Annotated in this window: 4 protein-coding genes; 2 read left to right on the forward strand and 2 right to left on the reverse strand. The window is 67.9% G+C overall.

The genetic code is table 11. From position 1 onward, the window contains the following. On the forward strand, positions 1-470 hold a 470-nt coding region (locus tag ELR45_RS27730; protein ID WP_165368154.1), incomplete at its 5' end, for an LCP family protein. An 87-nt stretch (positions 471-557) separates the two neighbouring features. Here the strand turns inward: ELR45_RS27730 and ELR45_RS27735 are convergent. After that, positions 558-761, reverse strand: coding sequence for a hypothetical protein (locus ELR45_RS27735; RefSeq protein ID WP_129669224.1), 204 nt, complete (start codon positions 759-761; stop codon positions 558-560). 47 nt (positions 762-808) lie between these two features. Between ELR45_RS27735 and map the strand changes: the two genes are divergently transcribed. Then, positions 809-1,702 (forward strand): type I methionyl aminopeptidase, encoded by an 894-nt coding sequence (gene map / locus ELR45_RS27740; RefSeq protein WP_129669225.1) that lies wholly within the window; start codon positions 809-811, stop codon positions 1,700-1,702. Between the two features lie 52 nt (positions 1,703-1,754). Here the strand turns inward: map and ELR45_RS27745 are convergent. Then, a partial coding sequence (locus tag ELR45_RS27745; protein WP_205857389.1) for a cupin domain-containing protein occupies positions 1,755-2,472 on the reverse strand: 718 nt, incomplete at its 5' end.

A 2,472-nucleotide genomic window follows, 5' to 3' on the forward strand; every position in this document is an offset into this window, starting at 1 on the left:
ACAAAGAAGACGGCACGGGCTGCACAGAGCCCCGCGGCTACATCAGGGCCGGCGAGAATCAGCATCTCGACGGTGCACAGGCGCTCTGGTTCGCCCGTTCACGCTGCGGATCCGACGACAACGACCGCATGGAGCGTCAGCAGTACGTGCTGAACGCCATCGCACATCAAGTCGACCCGCAGACCATGCTGACGCAGTACCAGAGTGTCGCCGCGGCCACCAGAGACATCGTCGAGACCGATATCCCCGAGGAACTGTTCCCCGGGCTCATCGGCCTCATGTTCGACGTCCAGAGCGGCGCGATCGAGACCATGCCCCTCACATACGACTTCTTCCAGACGACGATGGATTCCACATCGGCCGACCCTGACTACGAGCTTCTGCATGCTGCCATCGCCGACGCGATCGGCCCGAAGCACCGCACGAGCGCGGGCGCGTCGAGCGCTGACCTGGAGGCCGAGAACGGCTAACGCGAGCTCACGACGACGGTCGGCCCCGAGGCGGAACGTCGCTCGTCGTTGAGCGCCCGCACTGACCGGGACTCTGCAGGGCACAGCTCAGTCGCGGTCGTCCCAGCCCTTCCCCCACTCCTGCTCGCTGCGGTCAGCCCGGTCCATCTCGGCGGTGCGTTCTCGTGTCCGGGCGATCGCGTCGGCGGCCTCCTCACGGGTCTCGTACGGCCCCAGGCGGCGATCATTGGGGCAGCCTTCTTCCGGCTCGACCCGAGCGTGAATCAAGCACCAGTACCACGGTCCGCGCATGCCCGTCTCCTTCCAGCCCTGCGACCACCATAGGACGATCGGCGGAGATGGGCTCGTCGACACCTGGGGACGCCCAACTAGACTGGTGTCCCGTGAGTCCCCTCGTTCCCGGCACTGTGTCGCCGCAGCGCGCCGTCCCGTCGTCCATCGCCCGTCCCGAGTATGTGGGTAAGCCTCAGCCGGCACGCTTCACCGGCTCGGAAGTGAAGGACGCCGAGACGATCGAGCGCATCCGGGCGGCGGCTCAGCTGGCGGCGCAGGCATTGCAGGAGGTCGGCAAGCACGTCGAGCCGGGCGTCACCACGGATGAGCTCGACCGGGTCGGGCACGAGTTCCTGTGCGACCACGGGGCGTATCCGTCCACGCTGGGCTACCGCGGCTTTCCGAAGTCGCTGTGCACCAGCGTCAACGAGGTCATCTGCCACGGCATCCCGGACTCGACCGTGATCGCCGACGGCGACATCGTCAACGTCGACATCACCGCCTACATCGGCGGAGTACACGGCGACAACAATGCGACCTTCCTCGCGGGCGACGTGGACGAGGACAGCCGGGTTCTGGTCGAACGGACCCACGAGGCGCTGATGCGGGCCATCAAGGCCGCCAAGCCCGGGCGCGCGGTCAACGTGATCGGCCGCGTGATCGAGTCCTACGCCAAACGTTTCGGCTATGGGGTCGTGCGTGAGTTCACCGGGCACGGCGTCGGCGAGGCGTTCCACTCCGGCCTGGTCATCCCGCACTACGACGACCCAGGGTCGACGATGCTCATCGAGGCCGGCATGGTCTTCACCATCGAGCCGATGATCAACCTCGGCACTCACGAGTGGAACATGTGGAACGACGGCTGGACGGTCGTCACCAAGGATCTACGACGCTCCGCCCAGTTCGAGCACACCATCCTCATCACCGAGACCGGCGCCGAGATCCTCACCCTCCCCTGACCGCCGACGCCTCCCCCCGCCCCCACCTGTTCGACGGGCTCCCCGGCAGGCCTCAGGCCGGGGACATGGCGAACTCGGACGTCGCGGACCGGTGCTCGCTGGGCCGGGTCCCGAAGTGGCGTTTGAACGCGACGCTCAGCGCGTACGCGTTCGAGTAGCCGACCTTGCGGGCGATCGACTCTACGGTGGCATCGCTGCGTTGCAGCAGATCCGCCGCGAGGTTCAGCCGCCACCCGGTGAGATAGGCCATCGGTGACTCGCCGAGCATGTCGGCGAACCGCCGGGCGAACGTCGCGCGGGAGACGCCCGCCTCGCGGGCCATCGCCTCGACGGTCCACGGCCGCGCCGGGCCGTCGTGCAGTTCCCGCAGTGCTGGGCCGACGACCGGATCACCCCACGCCCGGTACCACGGTGGTGCGCACGCCTCCGGCCGGGCGAACCATTCGCGAAGCGTGCCCAACAGCAACAGGTCGAGCAGCCGGTCCAGCACCGCCTGCTGGCCAGGATCGTCGCGATCGATCTCGTCGACGGTCAGCTCGAGAATGGGGCACGGTCCGCCGTCGTCCGGTACGACCACCACCGGCGGCAAGACGCTCAGCAACCGCTCCGAGAGCTTCCCCTGTACCTGATAGCCCCCGGTGAGCAGGACGTTGGGGCTCTCCCGGTTCTCGCCACAGGTGCGCGTACCCAGCATGATCTCCGGCCCGACGGGCTCGCCGGCCGGGCCGGTGCATTCCCCCGGCCCGTTGACCACGTAGTAGGGCGGAATG

The sequence above is a fragment of the Phytoactinopolyspora endophytica genome (assembly GCF_004138495.1).
GTDB classification, from domain to species: domain Bacteria; phylum Actinomycetota; class Actinomycetes; order Jiangellales; family Jiangellaceae; genus Phytoactinopolyspora; species Phytoactinopolyspora endophytica.

Coding starts and splice junctions, on each gene's coding strand:
- ELR45_RS27735 (WP_129669224.1), bottom strand. CDS start 761: ATGCGCGGACCGTGGTACTGGTGCTTGATTCACGCTCGGGTCGAGCCG.
- map (WP_129669225.1), top strand. CDS start 809: ATGGGCTCGTCGACACCTGGGGACGCCCAACTAGACTGGTGTCCCGTG.